Genomic DNA, 16,585 nt, shown 5'->3' with positions numbered 1-16,585 from the left:
TGAAGAGAGAGTTGGTGAGATTTCTAAACTGTTTTTTATTTATGGTAATTGTACTGCTTGCCACAGGCTGTAATCCAACTCATCAACCAGAGCAAAATAAAGAGCTTTCTACAAATAGGGATCTTCATAAAAATGAACCAAAATCTGCGAGTCAGCTTATTGAAGAAGAAGAAATAATCTCTCTTGAACTAAATGAAGGCTTATTTCATTCTGTTGCAGATTGGAAAGATAAAGAAACCATCTTTTATATAATGAATAATAAAGATGGATCAACAGTATATACATATAACATATTTAATGGGGAGTCATCCATTTTTTACGAATCAGAGGTACCGATTGTTCGATTTGAAGCAAATAAATCACATAGTTTATTCCTTATTCATACGAGTCCCTCTAGTTATGAAGCAGAATTAATCGTTTTAGATAAAAATGCAAATCTCAAATTTACTACAAAGATAGAATCATACGAATTGCAAACGATGTGGAATCAGATAGATAATAATCAGCTTTTTGTTTCTAGCTTTAATGAAGATTGGACCTTTCAAACATATCTTATAAATGTTGCAGAGAATTCCATTAATGAAAATCCGGTTGATTTTCCATTTATTCAATGGCTTAATGGAAATGAAGTATCTTATTTGAAGTGGGATCAAAATGCACCATCCCTATCAGCACCACTTTATATATATGATATTAAAAAACAGGAAGAGACACTTCTTTCAAAGAATGTAGTTGCAAATACCAATTATGATAAGGTCCTATCCACCTTTGAACTTTTAGATGAAAACGGTGCAGCTGTTATAAAATTTTATGACATGAACTCAAGGAAACTTATTGCAGATATGCCGACAAATTTGGTTCCATTATATTCGGACTGGGCCATACCTTTTCATGATATGGCGAGTAAAGGAAATCATTTTTATACCTTTGAAATAAATGATAAAAAAACAGCTTTTTCACTTATATCATATGAAATTGAAACAGAAGAAAAGAAAACACTTATTGAAAACATTGAAAATCTTCCTTTTTTGCTATCTCCGACCGGGGAATATGCATTATATGGTGCACGTTATGAAAAAATCATTCGTCTTGCTGACAAAACCATAAAAGATCTAGTAAAATTAATAGCAAACTGAAAGGATGATTCACATTGGCAATAGTAGACGTAACAGTTATTCCGCTAGGTACAAAAACTCCAAGTGTAAGTGAATATGTAGCAGACATACAACAAATTTTGAAAAATTATGAAATTCAAGGGAAAATTAATTATCAATTAACGCCAATGAATACAATTATTGAAGGTGATCTCGAAACATTATTTGAAGTAATTAAAGAGATTCATGAATCGCCTTTTAATAAAGGAATTCAAAGAGTTGCAACAAACATTCGTATCGACGATCGCAGGGATAAGAAAACGACCATGCAGGGCAAACTAGAAAGTGTTCAAAGGCATAGCAGGTCGTAATTAAAAACCCCTTAGCACCTTTTGCTAAGGGGTTTTCATAATGATTTAGTGTCCAGTTGGAAAACCATGATGTAATACTGTCATAACAGTAAACCAACCAAATACGGCTAATGTACCAAATGCAAAGAAAGCTCCAAAAAAATTCTTATCTTTCAGTGAACGTAATAATCCAAAAATTGCAAGAATGGTAACAAGACCGAAAATAACAACTGTTCCCATTAAAAGCCCCCCTTACTGTATGTAGATCATTTTCATCGATTGATTAAATTGTACATATAATAACAAGTCCTTCTAATATTTTAAACGGTTTCATAGGGTTTGTCGAGATTATTTTCCAATTTGATCCTCGCTGACGATTAGTCCCTTAGGAGCTTGTGAAGAACTTTATTACTATCATGACCAATTTATGTAAGGACCAATCAAAAATTTCAAGATATCGTTAAACAAGACATTCGTGTAAAATAAAAGATATTGAAAAAAGATGGAGGGATAGAAGATGAAATGGAGGCAGTTACCCTTAGGACCTCTTCAAACAAATTGCTATATTTTTTCGAATAATGAGAAAGAGTGTCTTGTAATCGATCCAGGCGGAGATGCAAAGAAGTTAACGAACATCTTACAACAACAACATTTAAAGCCAATTGCGATATTGCTTACGCACGCACACTTTGATCACATTGGTGCAGTTGATGATATACGTACAGAATGGAACATTCCTGTATATGTACATAAAAATGAGAAGGACTGGCTTCCTAATCCATCATTAAATGGTTCACAATTTTTTATGGCTGGTGCAGTAAAGGTGTCTGAAGCTGATGAATTGATTAAAAGTGAAGGGATACTAACAATTGGTAACTTTTCACTGATGGTATATGAAACACCTGGTCATTCACCTGGAAGTGTATCTTTTTACTCTGAAGAAGCCGGACTCGTCTTTTCAGGTGATGCCCTATTTGCAGGAAGTATTGGTAGAACGGATTTACCCGGTGGAAATCATGAACTTTTAATTAAGAGTATCCATGAGAAGCTTTTGGTACTTCCTGAAGATACACTTGTCTTATCAGGTCATGGTCCAGAAACAAGCATTGAAGCAGAAATGGAGAGAAATCCATTTTTAAATGGATTTTAAGAAAAAAACAGGCATTCCAAAAAGGAATTGCCTGTTTTTTCTTTAAGTAGAGATTTTCATACTTAGCTTTGATGTCTAGCTCCAGCGTCAAGTTACCCGTGGACATAAAGCACTCATGAATAGGTTAAGACGAATACCTTCTAGGTAGAAGTGTCTTATGCTTGTGAGGGCTGACTTAGTGTCCAGTAGCCTGACCAGGTATCATCATAAATGTTGTCCAATACGTAAATCCGACAAAGAAAATGGTTAAGTAAGCACCGAAAATATAGATGTACATGCGTTCGGATAATTTTAAGTAAGATAAAAAGACGAAAAATACTGTTTGCCCGAAAAATAGTAAGGAAGTTGTCTTCATGTCACCTAAATAGAACATGACAGCGAAGATTCCTGTCCAAAAACCTAGTACTCGGAACATACGATCCATATGTATCCCCTCCTTTGTTGGCTTTGCCTAAGCTAATGTCCTAAAAACACAGGTTAGATGTGAGTGGATGTGATTTTTATATTCAAAACCATCTCTCCATACTAATAGCTTTTGACAAATCATACTCTGACATACAAGTCTATCACTTTAATTATTATAATGTACCACTGACTTAATTGTAAATAGCGTTTACAATTAAGCGGTTACAAATAAAAGGGAAAAATTCGGAAATCTGCACGATTTTTCTTTGGAAAAATGACAAATTATGTTGGAATGTAATTTTTAATATGAAAATACACACTAGACCAGTTATTTTTCCATCTTTTCCCTGATGATATTAAAGCTTTCAGCACGTAAAACCATTTTTTCAGGATATGCCTTTTATTTTAACATTTTGTATACTAGCACTATATTAAGAAGAGAAAGGAGATTCCAAACATGCATACCATTGAACAGCTAAGTGAGAGGCTCATTGAAGAAGCCTGTGCGATACGCGCATCTGATATTCACATTGTGCCAAAAGAACATGATACACTTATACAATTTCGTGTAGACGATGATTTAATTGAAAAACGATCAATGAAAAAGGAAACCTGTGAACGAATTATTTCCCACTTGAAATTTCTTGCTTCAATGGATATTGGGGAAAGGAGACGGCCGCAAAATGGTGCCTTATCAATATCAACCTCAAACATACATGTCCATTTAAGATTATCAACATTACCAACAATTCATGAAGAAAGCCTCGTCATAAGAATTCTGCCTCAAGAGAAAATCCCGCCGATCACACAGCTATCCCTTTTCCCAGCAACAACAAATAAATTGCTTTCTATCTTAAATCATTCACACGGTCTTATGATATTTACAGGTCCAACTGGACTGGTACGTAGGGACAATGTTATTATATCCTTATAAAAAAGCTTTTTAGGGTATGGTGATAACATGATTTACAACAATGAAAACATTAAACATGTATGTGTTTATTTACGACTTTCAAGGGATGAAGAAGGTAAAGGAATAGATGAAGTATTAAAAAACCATAGGGAAACACTAATTGATTTAGTAAAGAAAAATAAATGGTCATATGAAGTATTTGAAGAAGTTGCTTCATCCAGCACAATAGAAAAACGTGAAGAAATGGTGAAGCTAATAAAACGTATTGAACAATATCACTTTGATGCAGTTGTTGTTATGGACATAGACAGATTAAGTCGTAATGAATTTGACCAAAGTGACATTAAACGATTGTTATTTAATACTGGAACTTTTATTGTAACACCATATAGACTGTATGATTTAAGAAGTGATGATGATAGTTTATTACTAGGTATAACTGGTTTAATTGCTTCACAAGAATATAAAATGATTTTGAAACGTATGCAACGGGGGAAAATGTTTGCACAAAAACAAGGACACTGGACAAACGGAAAACCACCACTTGCATATGATAAGGATGTTAAAACTAAAAAACTTGTACCAAATAAACATGCCGAAGATGTAAGATTTATCTTTAATGAAGTCGTTGGTGGAACTACTATTCCAGCAATAGTTGAACAACTGAAAACAATGGGGGTTAAAACAAAGGAAGGAAAACCATTTCATTATAATGCGATTGTTAGATTAATTAATAATGAATGTTATAAAGGTACATTAATCAGTAATAGAGGTATTGGAAAGAATGAAGGAATTAAACCAAAAGAAGAATGGATTGTAATTAATAATTGTCATGAAGCAATAGTTGATGAAAATGTATGGGAAAAAGCTAATAAAATTGTTAATGAATACAGTTTTAAAGCACCACGTAGTAAGAACAGAATTTACCCAACAAGTAATCTTATCTATTGTGGTCAATGTGGTAAACTTCAAGGATGTAATAATCATAAACGACTTGGAAAGATATATATAAAGGTGTGTAAATGTGGGAATAGAACGTTTTATTATAATCCTATTCTGAAATTAATCAAAGAAAAAGTACAAACACACAAGGAAACGATTTTAGAAGCTATTCAGGGAATAGAAGAAGGTTCTGAAGAAGATAACACTGAATATAAAATTAAACACCTTACAAAACAAATAGAGAAGGTACAGAAAGCACTAGAAAATATTAATATTCTATTTGAAGAAGGTGAAATTGATTTACTTACGTATAAAGAACGTAAAGCTAAACGACAAACAGAATTAAAAGAAATAGAAAAGGAAATACAAGAAGTGCATCAAAATGATGTAAGTGTCAAAAAAGTTGGTCTACAAGAACAATTAAAGATAATAGAACGACTTTATGATAAGTGGGAAATATTAGAAGGTGACGGCTTAACTGATGAAGAAATAAATAGAATGTTACATCTGTTAATTGAAAAAATATACTGGACATATGAAAAAGGAAGCACTGAACCAACAATAAAAATAACTTATAAATAATAAGCATCAAAACCTTCTGTATTCGTTGCAGTGGGTTTTTTTGTTTAATTTGTTTTCTAATTATGTATAATTTAATTGATGGAAAAATTTATAAAAGTGGGGAATTATTGTGAGTGATAAAAGATATTATTCTGAAAGGCACAATTTAAGACAACGTGATAAGTACAATGAAAGCGAATTAAGTGAACTGTTTGTACAAACTTATTATGAATTAAGTGAGAAAAAACTATTTGAAGAACTTATTGGATACCATGATAAATGGGGAAATTGGCAAAGGGGTTTAATTGCAAATAGCTTTGATACTTTTGTGTTTAAGAGAATAGGTAAAAGAGATTTAGTTCCCATTGATGCTGATTTGTTCTATCGTGAAGAAGATGTTTTTGATTTAATTGAACTTTTCTATGATTTTGTTTCGGAACCAATTTCAAATAGTAACCAATATGATAAAGAAGCTGGAAGGAATGAATTTAGAGAAGAATTCAATAGGATTTTGAATAACTATCAAAACGGATATGAACTTACAGAAGAAGGTTATATCAGGGAATTAGTTGATAATGGTTTAGAAGAATTACTTGATTCAAAACAAGAATTTATTAATGATGATGTGTCAGAAGATACAGTACAAGTTGCAAAAAAAAAGTTTTTCCACCACAAAGCTGATGAAACAGATAAAAGAAGTGCAATATTAGAAATTGGTGGGGTACTTGAAAAACTACAAAAAACAAAGAAGCTTAGTTTAAATAATAAAGATGAGAATGATTTATTTAATGTTCTGAATGGATTTAATTTAAGACATAACAGACCAGACCAAAAACCGAATTATGATAAAGATATATTTTATCCGTGGATTTTTTATAACCTATTATCAGGACTGGATGCCAGTTTAAAATTACAAAAGAAAAGCCTAGAAGAATTGGATTTTTAGTATAAACGTAAAAAAGAACCCCATGCAATCATTCCAGTAAAGGAACAGTAGCAAGGGGTTTTGTTTTTGGTATAGAAGATGAATACACTTATTCATTAATGTTATTAATATTATTTATTTCTGAAGAATAAACAGTATTACCGTTCTTATTACTCACTACGTTCGTAATTTGCTTCACTATGTTCAGCAAATCCCTATTTCAGAATCAATATTTTTATTTATATGTTCTGAACGAAGTGAAGAACTAAGCCGTTAGGCTTATTATTAACGGTTATTTATCAGAAGTTAAAACCGAAAACTTAATAAGTTTACCGTAATACCGTTATCTCGTTTTCTCTACTAATAGGTACGGTAAAAATACCCCAAGTAAGACAAGATTTTTCATTTGTAACAAAACTGTAACATTTACACGTTCACAACTGTCACAATTAACGGTAGGAACTGCATGAAATGAACCGGATGCACGTAAAAGAAAATCATTGAGAATATTTTTCAATTATATTATTGAATATTATTGTTCAAACAAAAAAGAAACCAGTTTTTTCAAACTAGCTTCTTCTTTGCACGTATTAAAGTTGATTTACTGATTCCAGTTATTTCTTCCACTTGTTTATATGAATGTGTTTCTAACAACTGTAAAGCGTGTTCTATTTGCTTCTTACTAAATTTATTCGGTCTACCTTCTTTAAAGTCTGCTTTCTGCTTTGCTATTGCTTTACCTTCTTGTGTACGTTCAATAATCATATCCCTTTCAAATTCCGCAAACCCACTTAATATGGTGAATATAAGCTTTCCAGTAGGTGTATTTTCAACGATACCCATATTCAGTATGTGGACCTTTACATCTTTATTAAACAGTTCCCTAACCGTTTCTATTGCATCTGAAGCTGATCTTGCAAATCTATCAAGTTTAGTAACTGTTAAAGTATCACCAGCTTTTAACACTGAAAGAAGTTCTTGAAATTGTGGTCTATCCTTTTTAGTTCCAGTAAACTTTTCTGAATAGATCACTTCACAACCTTCAGCTTTAAGTGCTTGTAATTGTGATTCTAAATCTTGTGATACGGTACTTACACGTGCATATCCGTATTTCATATGTATTCCCCATTTCAGAAGTTCATTTATGACACTAAGTTATGACACCGTTTGATATACTGATATTACTATGCAATTGAAACGGTGTCAAATCTTTTTAAGTTACGACACTTTAAATTAAGGTGTTGTCACTTGTTTAATATTCTTTAATGGTATCTGTTAAAGATTCTTTATTCTGTTCTGTATAAAAACTTTTAACTTAACAATAACCAAGTAAACAATAACCAATATAACTATAATTGTTCTGAACATAACAAAGTAATTGATTGATCTTGTTTCAGTAATGAAGTTAAAAGATTAATTGATTATGTTTCAGCATCTTCAGTTGTTATTACTTTTGAAAATTAATATTCAACATTGCAAGTCGTGATATTAGACACCCACCCAACGGGTGACGTACCCTAGTTCAGTTTGGAAGTTACCGTTTCATACAAATAAACACAATTTTTTGAAGCTGGTCCTTTCCTGATACCTTCAGCATACATACAGAACTTGAAATGGTATATCAGAATTAACAGAAGATGAAACTGCAAAATCCACTGAAATAAATACAGAAAAAATTTTATACTACGTTGATTTTCCTTTAGTTGTCTTACTTTAGCGGTTATTCGAGAACCCTATATATGTAGGAAAGTTTAATAGTATCTTGAAATGATAAACAGATTGAAAACTTTCATAAAATGGATGTTTCATATTAATTGTGTAATTCATTCGTTTAAAACTTATTTTTCCTTTCATGTGTGGGTGCTGATTAATTTTGGCATCTTTTTCTTTTGTCTATTAATTCATATTTTAATAACTAACTAATAAGGGGTGTATAACCATGAACACAGAATTAATTCGCCATTTAAGAAGTATTACAAACCTTTCACAAGCTGATCTTGCAAAACGTGTTGGAGTTCATCAAACGTTAATATCAAAAATTGAAGCTGGTGTAATTGAATTACAACCACATACAGAACAAAAAATTCTTTCTGTTTTTGGTACTGAAGGTATTAGTGGTCAAGATATTGCATTGCTTCATTCAGTTTTTGAAAGTCGCAAAATGAAAACTGTAAAGAAAGATTGGTCGGTGGTTCGATAATGGAAGCAATAAACACAAAAAATAGAACAATGAACAGTATTAAACAAAACCTTCAATATATCGAAAAATCCATAATAAGTGGGACACTGAATGAACAGAAAGTAATTATTGCAGTTATCCTTTCTGAAGTAATAGAAGCAGTTAAAGAATTTACATTTACTTATCAAGTACCAGTATCAATTTATAAAGGACATCTTGAAACCTTTATTTGTTTGGCAGAAAAAGAAAAAAGTAGATTACTAGCTGATCTTCAGGAACTACATTATGAACTGGAAAGAAAAAAGACAAATGAAAAACGTGCTTTACAGTTAGTTGAAAAGATGTTAGTAACCGATCTTTACAAAGATGAAGTACAAAGGTCAATAAATAAATGGGTGAACGTTTCACCAGCAAAATATGGAATAACAACTGCAATAGTTTACACAAGAAAAAAGGGGTGTGAAAAGTAATGGGTGAACAGTTCAAACAAAAACAAATACCAGTTCCTTCAGGTTTATCTGAAGAACAAGTAAACCTTGCAAAAGCTTTTGTAAAAGAACGACACGAAACAGGAATTAGTGTTCAAGAATTTTGCAGTAAGTACGGTAAAAGTACCAAAACCTTTTACGAGTGGAAAAATGATGAAAAGTTTGAAAGCTATTTAACTGCACTTGGTGGAACTATTGTTTCAGATGATGAAAGGGAAGCATACCAAATTGTAAAAAAGAAAATTATGCAAATGGCAACTAAACAAAACGCTTCAGTGAAGGAAATAGAACTGTATCTGAACACATTTTCTTATGTTGTTGAAGCTGAAAAACAAGAAAGAATGAAAGAACTTGGTATTCAACCAGCACATGAAAAAGCTGGTGAAAATAAAACCGTTGAAGAACGTAAAAATGCTTTAATTGGTAGATTAACTGCAACAAATTAAACAAACAAAGGGGATGTTGAACAATGATTAATAATGAACCTATTAAATATAATTTCCAAAAATTGTATGAAGAAAGACAACAACCAATGAAAGACTTACAAGCTGGTTTTGAAGAAATACGTAAAGCTGAAGAAGAAGCAAAACGTCAAAAAGAGATGGAAGAAGCGGCGAAATTACCACCTGAACCACTAACAACTGATGAACAATTACAACTTCTTTCTAAGGCAGTGGCGGATTTAGCTGTAAAATTGAACGGAAAAGGTGAAAAGCATGAGTAAATTATTAAACAAGTTAAACGGACTATTTACAAAGGTTGATGAAACTGAAGCTTCTTACATGAAAGCACTAGAACAAAAGGAAGCTGAACTTCTTGAAATAAACCTTGAACTTCAAGATAAACAGAAGATGCTTACAGACTTACACAAGATGAAGCTTTTAAATCAGGTTTCAGAGGAAGCTTTTAATGCTGAAAAGGTAAAAGTAGATGCTTTAAAATCAAAGGTTGTTGCATTGCAAGAAGAAATTTCTTTAATAGACCGCTATAAAACAGAAGATATTCATTCAGTTCTTGGAGAATTGGAAGCTGAAAAAGGAAAATATTCAAAGGAACAACAAGCTGAAATAAGAAGGATTCAAATGGAATTACTGAATGCAAAGAATGCATACCTTAACAAAATGGTTGAAGCTAGGGAACGCTATAAAAAGATTGCAGAACCAGCTTTTAAACTAGAACAACTTAAAATTAAGCTTGGCTTACAAGTAAGAAGTTATACTTCAGGTTCACATGATACACTATCAATGGTTTCTGTTGGTGAAGGTCATGAAAACCTTCTTGTTGAACATCAAACTGTATATGATGCTTTATCTTACGGAAGGACACCTGAACGACTTCAGCGTGTTGTTTCGGATGCACGTGAAAAAGGAATCATCTAATTGAATATTAATTTGCAAAACAAAAAGCACTTACTTGTTCATTCATCCCGAACCTGTAGGTGCTTCTTTTTTTTGTCTGTAAAACGATCTGTATTGAAATGAGTTGATGCAGTACCCACGAATGAAAAGTTAATTCGCTTGTACGCTTCAACGTGTTTAAAAAATTTATGTCTGAAGTTCCAGCAATTGTTGTTTCAGGTGTGAAAGCACATCTAATCAATTGGGGGAACTGAAATAATGGATAATACAACAATAAAGAAGGATATAAAAATAACAGTAATTTCTACAAATAAACCTTCAAAAGAAGCAATACTTAATACTGCAACTTATCTTAAATCCTTAGGTAAATAACCTTTGGATTTTTTATTTAAAATAAAGTTGTCCCCAATTACATTTCTAACCGGATCGGGGAAAACGACAACACTATATTCACTCATTCATTATGCAAAACGCCACTTTAATCGAAATATTATTACACTTGAAGACCCAGTTGAAACAAAGAGTGAGGAGGTCATGCAAGTACAGGTTAATGAAAAAGCAGGTATTACATATGCTGCAGGACTAAAGGCGATTTTAAGACACGACCCGGACATCATTATGGTTGGTGAAATTCGTGATCGCGAAACAGCACAAATCGCAATTCGTGCAAGTTTAACAGGCCACTTGGTACTCTCCACAATGCATACTCGTGACGCAAAGGGAGCCATTTATCGATTACTTGAATTCGATGTGAGTATATCTGAAATCGAACAAACCTTAATTGCTGTATCAGCTCAGCGCCTAGTTCAGCTGAAATGTCCGTTTTGTGATGGAGTTTGTTCTCCTTATTGTAAAAAACTAAGGAAAAAAAGACGTTTGAGTATTTATGAATTACTATTTGGGAAGAATCTCAATGCTGTCGTAAAGGAAGCGAAGGGTGAAGTGTCTGACTATTACTATCCAACTTTAAAGGATGTCATAAAAAAAGGGATTGCCCTTGGCTACCTATATCCCGATGCATATAACAGATGGGTGTACAGTTATGAAGACTAGAAAAAAATGGAGTTTAAAGGATCAAGCTTCCATTTTAAAACGTTTAAGCAGCTTACTCGAAAAGGGTTACACGTTAAATGAGGCGTTAAACTTTCTTCGTGTAAATGAAAGTGGCACCAAAAAAGAAGATTTGATGCAATGTATGGGCATGCTTTCTGCTGGGCATTCATTTCGTCATGCACTTTCAAACCTTCATTTTCATCATGATGTATTGAGTTATCTTTACTTTGCTGAGCAGCATGGTGATATGGAATTTGCGTTAAGAGAAAGCAGTGAAATACTAAATAAAAAAATGACCCATTTAGAAAAGTTAACAAAAATTCTTCGCTATCCAATCTTTCTTATCATAACGGTGATGATCATCTTATCCGTCGTGCAATCAGTAATTACTCCACAATTTCAACAGCTTTACAATTCAATGAATATTGAAGCATCCTTCTTTTCTCTTTTTTTATTGTTTGCATTTGCCGCTTTAAAATGGCTTGGAATTGGATGTATTGGAATAGGGGCGGTCATGATTTTCTACTATATTAGTGTGTTTAAGCATAAACCCATTGAAAAGCAAATGGCCCTTTTAGTAAAAATCCCGATTATAAGCAAAATTTTCATCATGTTTCACAGTTATTTTTTTGCTCTGCAGCTTAGCAATCTTTTAAGAGGCGGACTGTCCACGTTTGAAAGCTTAAAAGTTTTCGAATCACAAAATATTATCCCATTTTATCAAATCGAGGCCATACACCTAATAGAAAAGTTGAAAACAGGATTACACCTGCATCAAATCATAGATGATCGAGGGTTTTACGAAACTGAACTTTCGCTAGTTATTTTGCACGGACAAGCAAATGGACAGTTAGCTAGAGAGCTTTATATGTACAGTCAGCTGGTTATTGAAAAACTTGAATCGAAAATCATAAAAGCAATGACAATCATTCAGCCAACTATTTATGTATGTGTAGGGATAATCGTATTATTTGTTTATTTATCAATGCTGATGCCAATGTACAAAATGATGGAAAATATATAGGAGGTCATTATGAAAAATGAAAAAGGATTTACACTGATTGAAATGCTAATCGTATTGTTGGTCATCTCTATTTTACTGCTCATTACCATTCCTAACGTAACAAAACATCATGCAAGCATTCAAGAGAAGGGCTGTGAAGGATTAATAAATATGGTGCAAGCTCAAACAACTGCTTATGAGATTGATAACGATGAAGTACCTACAATAGAAGAATTGAAGACTGCTAAATATTTACGTGATACTCCCGTATGCCCAAATGGAAATAGCATAGCCATCTCTGCAAATGGTGAGGTTACTGAAGTTGTTACAGAAACGGGTTCTTAATCAAAAGGGGTTTACCCTTTTAGAATCACTTCTAGTCTTGTTCATTGTAAGTACGATGAGTCTTATCCTTATTACTAATATAGCGCCAATCTATCATAAAAAAGTGATTGAAACATTTTTGAATCAATTTGAGAAGGATATGTTATATGCGCAACAATATGCATTAGTTAACGAGGAGCTTGTATTTGTTCTTTTTAAAAGTGAACAAAATCTTTATAAAATTGAATCAAACGAACAAGAGGTAGATTTATTAACGAGAAATTATCATCCTAAAATCAAAATAGAGGGTGCCACTCTCACGAATAAAATTACTTATATTAGCAATGGTTCGATTCAAAAAAGTGGTACCATGTTCATTTCATATAAAGATAGCACGTATAAAGTTATTTTTTATCTGGGGAAAGGGAGGTTTAACATTGAGAAATTGTAAAGGATTTTCGTTTGCTGAAACGATTGCTGCATTTAGTATGTGGAGCATCATTGCCACCATGCTCATTCCCCAAGTAGTCCTTTTAACTCAAGAAAAAATAAATACCCAACAATCAATAAAAGCATACAAAATTCTTTATGAAAAAACACAACAAGTTGTCTATAACGAGATGCCAATGGCAGATGAAGAGTTTGTAGTAGATAATGAACACTATTCCTTAACATGGGAGGAGGATAATGAGTATTCGAAAGCTTGCTTGCATTGGACGAATGAATTCCAAAAATCAAAATCAGTTTGCTTTCTTTTACCATAACGAAGGCGGATTTACTTTCTTAAATATGCTTCTTACCTTTTTTATTTATTCAATCATCATTTCTACCTTTGCAATCATTCTTCATATTTTACTTTCTCATTCGCAGCATGAAAAAGATCTAAAGCCATTTGAATGGGAGCTTTTTGTCATCCAATTACATAGTGAGTTGAAGGAAGCGAGGGATATTGCTGTAAATAAGACAGAAGTAACCTTCATTAATAAACAAGGGCAATTCGTCAGTATAAATCACTATCAGAACGTCATACGCAGACAAGTAATTGGCAAAGGACATGAAATTTATTTATTTAAAGTGAAAAATGTTGATTTTAGTCATGCTCCTAAAGGTGTTCACATATCTGTTATAAGTACCGCGGGAAAAGTCTATCACTATACATTCAGATCATTTAAGGACTTAATAAAATCATGAACGATGAAAAAGGATTTATCTTCCCAACAACAATGGTTATGATTCTCTTTTGTTTGTTGATCATTACACATATTTCAATGACTCTTATAAGTGAAAAGAAATTCTATTCAGAAACTGAGCAGCATTATGTACTCGAGAATTTAATGCAGGTAGCTGTAGAACAATCATTAGCGCAAATCAAAGACGGCACTGCGATACTGAATGAAACGACAACATTCAACACGACCAATGGTACATTTATCTATAGTGTGATAAAAACTTCACCAAACATTTATGAAGTCGAAATTACATGTATATCAAATAAAAACAAAGAATATACAGCTAAATATCAGTATGATTACGCAATAAATGAAATGATTTTATGGTCTGAATATTAGCAATTATGTTATTGTAAAAAGAAAAGCGTGGAGGAACTTGAACTTGAAAGCTATCTATTTAACCGGTTTTATGGGAGCGGGAAAAACGACTATAGGAGAAAAGCTAGCAGAAAAGCTTAATCTGCCAGTACTTGATACAGACCAGGAAATCATAAAAAAACGAAACATGAGCATTAAGGAAATCTTTGAAAAATATGGTGAAACCTTTTTTCGTCAATCTGAAACAGAGATTCTCAAAGAACTCCCAACTAAAGACGTGATTATAACAACAGGTGGGGGTATCGTAATAACAGCTGAAAATCGTAATTGGATGAAAACTCAAGGTACTGTTGTTTTGTTACATGCAGACTTAAACATTATTTATGAACGGGTTCATTACGATTCTAATCGGCCACTTGCTAGTAAAAAAACGAAAGAAGAGTTAATCGATCTATATCAATCACGTGTTACCTTTTATAAAGATTGTTCATTAGAAGTAGATACGTCAAATAAAAAGATTGATGAAATTGTGGACGAAATCATCTCACGATTAAAAGAATGATCATTTGGCTATAAATAGAGGTAAGAACAATTTTATCGCAGATTAAGAGACAGACTGTCGTTAACCATTAGCTGGGAAAGGGAAAACGCCCACTGATGGAAATCTCGCTTTATAGAGGAGTTTTTACCTTGTCGACAAATGATTATGTTAAATATGTAACACAACAAATTGTAAAGTATATGGACACTCCAAAAGAAACCCGAAAGCAGCAACGGGAAGAAAGGAAGCAGATCGAAACATCCTCAACAGTAGTCAGTAATAGATGGCTTGGGATCTTGCCGTTCGCGATTAAGCTAATTATGAATAAGAAAAAAAAGTAAGCACAATTTCAATATTGAAATTGTGCTTACTTTTTAGTATCCTATTATATTTCTTCCATCATTTGCATATGAATTTGAGAAGAGACAACTGTTCGTAAGAGCTATGCTTCAGGAATAACTTGTACCTTTTTAATTTTACCTGTAGATGAATCAAAAGTAATCGTTGTGTAAACAGCAAAATCCTGCATACCTTCTCGCAAGGTAAAGCGATATTGTTTTACAGTAATATCCTTCTTTGCTTTGTCCCAAATTTTTTGAGAAAATAGGATTTGAGACAACGGATATCGTTTTTTCGTTTCTTTTACTGCCACATCCTCCCACGTTTTTTGGGAAACAGCATGGACCTCAGGAGAAAAAGATACCTGAATAGTTGATATTCCGTATAGCAGCGCAAGAAAAAATACCCATTTTTTCACTTTTAAACACCATCCTTATTATGCATGTTTTACCAAAATCGAGGAATCTATACATATATTTAAGGATGTAAAAGAGGTTCAATCAAATAGAGTAGTTGAGGGAAGGGGGGACAGAATTGGCTACGAACATTTTCACATTTTTAATTATTTTCCTTGTTTTTATTATCATTGCACTTTTAATTAGTTCGAAAGCAAAGAAAAATAAGAAAACGAGAAAGGATGATGCCATCTTTATTCCACCAACAAAGATAGGTGATTCGGATCCAAGGCATAGACAAGATGATCATGATGCAAAGGATTCGTTTGATGGGTTTGGAGGGGACTCCGGCGGTGATGGTGGCGGCGGAGATTAAATTCAATTATTTTATAAGGCGAACAAAGGGCTGTCCACTGACGCCCTTTTGCTATTTCGCTGCTTCACAAAATTGAAGGAACTGTTGAATTTCGTCAGAGGATAATCCAATTTGTTTTGCTTCTTTTATTAGCTCGAGCCATTCTAGATCTAGTGAGTCTGTTTGAACATGCTCCTTCACATTAATCATTTTGCTTGTCCTCCAGGATAGGATTTGTTTTTTGATTTTTTGCATCCTTCCATTTTCTAAACTTCAAATAATCTCGAAATTCGATAAAATCTTTTTTACTCATACCTTCTAGGATTGCTTTATTCAACAATTTGTTCCATTCATCATCAACAATTAACTTTTTTGCCTGCATCTCAGAAGGTGTACCAAGCAAATCTTCAACTTCTGTTTCAAGAGTCGTTGCAATCTTTCTTAAAAATTGAAGCGAAGGATTTTTTTGAACATCTCGCTCAATATAACTTAAGTAAGATTTCGATACTCCAGCTAACTCAGCTAATTCGCTAATTGAATATCCCTTCTTCATTCTCAACTCCCTTAAACGTTCTCCAACCATATAATGGGTCTCCTTATCCTCAGGTACCAAAATGTAATCTCTCGATATTCATTATATGAAACATTTTGTTCTTAATAAAA

25 protein-coding genes and 2 pseudogenes are annotated in these 16,585 nt (G+C 32.9%); 21 read left to right on the top strand and 6 right to left on the bottom strand.

What is annotated here, in order from left to right; translation table 11 throughout:
• Positions 1 to 14: 14 nt before the first annotated feature.
• Both GMB29_RS19600 and GMB29_RS19595 read left to right on the top strand, forming a co-directional pair.
• The gene (locus GMB29_RS19600; RefSeq protein WP_406600354.1) at positions 15 to 1,136 is read left to right on the top strand and encodes a YqgU-like beta propeller domain-containing protein; all 1,122 of its coding nucleotides are present in this window, start codon (positions 15 to 17) and stop codon (positions 1,134 to 1,136) included.
• Positions 1,137 to 1,150: 14 nt separating this feature from the next.
• The gene (locus tag GMB29_RS19595) at positions 1,151 to 1,465 is read left to right on the top strand and encodes an MTH1187 family thiamine-binding protein (RefSeq protein ID WP_136353176.1); all 315 of its coding nucleotides are present in this window, start codon (positions 1,151 to 1,153) and stop codon (positions 1,463 to 1,465) included.
• Between the two features lie 45 nt (positions 1,466 to 1,510).
• Here GMB29_RS19595 and GMB29_RS19590 read toward each other — a convergent pair whose 3' ends face one another.
• Entirely contained in the window at positions 1,511 to 1,684 is a 174-nt protein-coding gene (locus GMB29_RS19590; RefSeq protein ID WP_136353174.1) for a DUF2759 domain-containing protein, read from the bottom strand.
• A gap of 277 nt (positions 1,685 to 1,961) precedes the next feature.
• On the opposite strand from GMB29_RS19590, the gene GMB29_RS19585 reads away from it, so the two are divergent.
• On the top strand, positions 1,962 to 2,594 hold the full coding sequence (locus tag GMB29_RS19585; RefSeq protein ID WP_136353172.1) for an MBL fold metallo-hydrolase: 633 nt from the start codon (positions 1,962 to 1,964) through the stop codon (positions 2,592 to 2,594).
• 175 nt (positions 2,595 to 2,769) lie between these two features.
• Here the strand turns inward: GMB29_RS19585 and GMB29_RS19580 are convergent, their stop codons facing one another.
• Positions 2,770 to 3,018, bottom strand: a complete 249-nt coding sequence (locus GMB29_RS19580; protein ID WP_136353170.1) for a DUF2626 domain-containing protein — start codon at positions 3,016 to 3,018, stop codon at positions 2,770 to 2,772.
• A 438-nt stretch (positions 3,019 to 3,456) separates the two neighbouring features.
• Between GMB29_RS19580 and GMB29_RS19575 the strand changes: the two are divergent.
• The 3 genes and pseudogenes from GMB29_RS19575 to GMB29_RS19565 form a co-directional block, all read left to right on the top strand.
• A pseudogene (locus GMB29_RS19575) lies at positions 3,457 to 3,897 on the top strand (ATPase, T2SS/T4P/T4SS family); the annotation flags it as partial.
• Positions 3,898 to 3,960: 63 nt separating this feature from the next.
• Positions 3,961 to 5,436 (top strand): recombinase family protein, encoded by a 1,476-nt coding sequence (locus GMB29_RS19570; RefSeq protein ID WP_136353166.1) that lies wholly within the window; start codon positions 3,961 to 3,963, stop codon positions 5,434 to 5,436.
• Between the two features lie 109 nt (positions 5,437 to 5,545).
• On the top strand, positions 5,546 to 6,361 hold the full coding sequence (locus tag GMB29_RS19565; protein ID WP_136353164.1) for a hypothetical protein: 816 nt from the start codon (positions 5,546 to 5,548) through the stop codon (positions 6,359 to 6,361).
• 543 nt (positions 6,362 to 6,904) lie between these two features.
• Here GMB29_RS19565 and GMB29_RS19560 read toward each other — a convergent pair.
• Entirely contained in the window at positions 6,905 to 7,456 is a 552-nt protein-coding gene (locus GMB29_RS19560; RefSeq protein WP_136353162.1) for a recombinase family protein, read from the bottom strand.
• Positions 7,457 to 8,279: 823 nt separating this feature from the next.
• Between GMB29_RS19560 and GMB29_RS19555 the strand changes: the two genes are divergently transcribed.
• The 14 genes and pseudogenes from GMB29_RS19555 (at position 8,280) to GMB29_RS19490 (ending at position 15,174) form a co-directional block, all read left to right on the top strand.
• Positions 8,280 to 8,540 carry a helix-turn-helix domain-containing protein gene (locus tag GMB29_RS19555; RefSeq protein ID WP_136353160.1) on the top strand — a complete coding sequence of 87 codons (261 nt, stop codon included), beginning with the start codon at positions 8,280 to 8,282 and terminating at the stop codon, positions 8,538 to 8,540.
• A complete protein-coding gene (locus GMB29_RS19550) occupies positions 8,540 to 8,989 on the top strand; it encodes a hypothetical protein (RefSeq protein WP_136353158.1) in 450 nt (149 codons plus the stop codon). Before GMB29_RS19555 ends, GMB29_RS19550 begins: the two co-directional genes overlap by 1 nt.
• Complete coding sequence (locus GMB29_RS19545; RefSeq protein WP_136353156.1) at positions 8,989 to 9,453, top strand: phBC6A51 family helix-turn-helix protein; 465 nt, start codon at positions 8,989 to 8,991, stop codon at positions 9,451 to 9,453. Before GMB29_RS19550 ends, GMB29_RS19545 begins: the two co-directional genes overlap by 1 nt.
• 23 nt (positions 9,454 to 9,476) lie before the next feature.
• Positions 9,477 to 9,731 carry a hypothetical protein gene (locus GMB29_RS19540; RefSeq protein WP_136353154.1) on the top strand — a complete coding sequence of 85 codons (255 nt, stop codon included), beginning with the start codon at positions 9,477 to 9,479 and terminating at the stop codon, positions 9,729 to 9,731.
• On the top strand, positions 9,724 to 10,386 hold the full coding sequence (locus GMB29_RS19535) for a hypothetical protein (protein WP_136353152.1): 663 nt from the start codon (positions 9,724 to 9,726) through the stop codon (positions 10,384 to 10,386). Before GMB29_RS19540 ends, GMB29_RS19535 begins: the two co-directional genes overlap by 8 nt.
• A gap of 399 nt (positions 10,387 to 10,785) precedes the next feature.
• Positions 10,786 to 11,418, top strand: a pseudogene (locus GMB29_RS19530) (ATPase, T2SS/T4P/T4SS family); the annotation flags it as partial.
• Complete coding sequence (comGB, locus tag GMB29_RS19525) at positions 11,408 to 12,442, top strand: competence type IV pilus assembly protein ComGB (RefSeq protein WP_168733825.1); 1,035 nt, start codon at positions 11,408 to 11,410, stop codon at positions 12,440 to 12,442. The pseudogene GMB29_RS19530 and the gene comGB, both read left to right, overlap by 11 nt.
• A gap of 9 nt (positions 12,443 to 12,451) precedes the next feature.
• Complete coding sequence (gene comGC / locus GMB29_RS19520) at positions 12,452 to 12,766, top strand: competence type IV pilus major pilin ComGC (RefSeq protein WP_136353146.1); 315 nt, start codon at positions 12,452 to 12,454, stop codon at positions 12,764 to 12,766.
• On the top strand, positions 12,744 to 13,196 hold the full coding sequence (comGD, locus tag GMB29_RS19515; protein WP_168733824.1) for a competence type IV pilus minor pilin ComGD: 453 nt from the start codon (positions 12,744 to 12,746) through the stop codon (positions 13,194 to 13,196). Before comGC ends, comGD begins: the two co-directional genes overlap by 23 nt.
• Positions 13,183 to 13,509, top strand: coding sequence for a competence type IV pilus minor pilin ComGE (gene comGE, locus GMB29_RS19510; protein WP_136353142.1), 327 nt, complete (start codon positions 13,183 to 13,185; stop codon positions 13,507 to 13,509). The genes comGD and comGE overlap by 14 nt, the downstream gene beginning before the upstream one ends.
• The gene (comGF, locus tag GMB29_RS19505) at positions 13,433 to 13,936 is read left to right on the top strand and encodes a competence type IV pilus minor pilin ComGF (protein ID WP_136353140.1); all 504 of its coding nucleotides are present in this window, start codon (positions 13,433 to 13,435) and stop codon (positions 13,934 to 13,936) included. The genes comGE and comGF overlap by 77 nt, the downstream gene beginning before the upstream one ends.
• Positions 13,933 to 14,313 carry a competence type IV pilus minor pilin ComGG gene (gene comGG, locus GMB29_RS19500; RefSeq protein ID WP_136353138.1) on the top strand — a complete coding sequence of 127 codons (381 nt, stop codon included), beginning with the start codon at positions 13,933 to 13,935 and terminating at the stop codon, positions 14,311 to 14,313. Before comGF ends, comGG begins: the two co-directional genes overlap by 4 nt.
• A 43-nt stretch (positions 14,314 to 14,356) precedes the next feature.
• Positions 14,357 to 14,854, top strand: a complete 498-nt coding sequence (locus GMB29_RS19495) for a shikimate kinase (protein ID WP_136353136.1) — start codon at positions 14,357 to 14,359, stop codon at positions 14,852 to 14,854.
• A 128-nt stretch (positions 14,855 to 14,982) separates the two neighbouring features.
• Entirely contained in the window at positions 14,983 to 15,174 is a 192-nt protein-coding gene (locus tag GMB29_RS19490; protein ID WP_136353134.1) for a YqzE family protein, read from the top strand.
• Between the two features lie 101 nt (positions 15,175 to 15,275).
• Here the strand turns inward: GMB29_RS19490 and GMB29_RS19485 are convergent, their stop codons facing one another.
• Positions 15,276 to 15,590 carry a DUF3889 domain-containing protein gene (locus GMB29_RS19485; RefSeq protein ID WP_136353132.1) on the bottom strand — a complete coding sequence of 105 codons (315 nt, stop codon included), beginning with the start codon at positions 15,588 to 15,590 and terminating at the stop codon, positions 15,276 to 15,278.
• A 116-nt stretch (positions 15,591 to 15,706) separates the two neighbouring features.
• Between GMB29_RS19485 and GMB29_RS19480 the strand changes: the two genes are divergently transcribed.
• The gene (locus GMB29_RS19480; protein ID WP_136353130.1) at positions 15,707 to 15,943 is read left to right on the top strand and encodes a hypothetical protein; all 237 of its coding nucleotides are present in this window, start codon (positions 15,707 to 15,709) and stop codon (positions 15,941 to 15,943) included.
• A 51-nt stretch (positions 15,944 to 15,994) separates the two neighbouring features.
• Here the strand turns inward: GMB29_RS19480 and GMB29_RS19475 are convergent, their stop codons facing one another.
• Positions 15,995 to 16,132 (bottom strand): anti-repressor SinI family protein, encoded by a 138-nt coding sequence (locus tag GMB29_RS19475; protein ID WP_136353128.1) that lies wholly within the window; start codon positions 16,130 to 16,132, stop codon positions 15,995 to 15,997.
• Positions 16,125 to 16,505, bottom strand: coding sequence for a helix-turn-helix domain-containing protein (locus GMB29_RS19470; RefSeq protein WP_136353125.1), 381 nt, complete (start codon positions 16,503 to 16,505; stop codon positions 16,125 to 16,127). Before GMB29_RS19470 ends, GMB29_RS19475 begins: the two co-directional genes overlap by 8 nt.
• Positions 16,506 to 16,585: the final 80 nt, after the last annotated feature.

This window comes from Metabacillus sediminilitoris, from assembly GCF_009720625.1.
Classification (GTDB): Bacteria; Bacillota; Bacilli; order Bacillales; family Bacillaceae; genus Metabacillus; species Metabacillus sediminilitoris.
This window is presented reverse-complemented; position numbering and strand designations above follow the sequence as displayed.